At 45.5% G+C, this 945-nt stretch carries 1 protein-coding gene and 1 pseudogene; both read left to right on the forward strand.

All coding sequences use genetic code 11. The features are described from left to right. Positions 1-225: 225 nt before the first annotated feature. Positions 226-474: a DUF1289 domain-containing protein gene (locus ACTBDZ_RS18180; RefSeq protein ID WP_438816316.1), complete on the forward strand. Its 249-nt coding sequence runs from the start codon at positions 226-228 to the stop codon at positions 472-474. A gap of 230 nt (positions 475-704) precedes the next feature. Continuing rightward, a pseudogene (locus ACTBDZ_RS18185) lies at positions 705-836 on the forward strand (transcriptional regulator SlyA); the annotation flags it as partial. Positions 837-945: the final 109 nt, after the last annotated feature.

The following is a 945-nucleotide window of genomic DNA, read 5'->3' on the forward strand; positions in this document are numbered from 1 at the left end:
TCAGTATTGGTGACAGACCACCACAAGTATCCAACCTCAATTCTGTTCACAAGACCATCGTTGATGTTCTCGGCGAGCGATACCGTCGAATTTATTCTTAAAGTAGGTGCGGAATGACGGATATATAATACTGAGTATCGTTTACAACCAGCGCCGCTCTACACCTAAAGCTTGCCATTGTCGCCCTGTAACGCTTCAATGAACGTAATGGGTAGCGGAGGTGCAGTGCCTGAACAACTTGAGCTTTTTGCTGTTCCCAACCCTTGTCGTGGCGTGTGCCAAACGGATGCGCGCGGTTATTGTCTGGGTTGCTTCCGCAGTCGCAGTGAGCGTTTCTCCTGGGGGCAGATGAGCGATACGCAAAAACAGGACGTGCTGAGGCTTTGCCGGCAGCGCGAGAAACGGATGGTACGTTCGGAAAAGGCTACACTGAATAGCGAGTGGCAGCAGCCTTCGTTATTCAACGATGAGTAGTGCGGCTACGGCCCTAATAACTTATGTTGCATAATGCAGAGAGAACAACTCTTTTGCACCGTTAGGCGTTGAGAGAATTTCCTCAAGGTGTATATATTTGGTATAACAGCAATGTGGCTACCGCCATTATGGATAAATTATTAAGCAAGGCGCCTTTTTCATTTTTTTTAAAATCAGAGTTGATTGCAATCCAGGGATATAACTTAGTACGCTAATAATAAGGAGATGTTATGAAATTGCCGTTAGGTTCTGATTTGGCCAGATTGGTTCGCGTGTGGCGATCATTAATTGATTTTAGCCTGAAACCGCTGGAATTAACACAGACGCATTGGGTTACGCTGCATAATATATCCGTCATTCCGCACCTGATTTTTCTTTTTTCGGGACTTGACGGTATTCTGAAGTTCTGAATTTATTACTGCTTTTTGCAGACCAATCAGCATGAGTACTCCCCACGTTACCATCCGTAAC

The sequence above is a fragment of the Symbiopectobacterium sp. genome (genome assembly GCF_051710365.1).
Lineage (GTDB): Bacteria > Pseudomonadota > Gammaproteobacteria > Enterobacterales > Enterobacteriaceae > Symbiopectobacterium.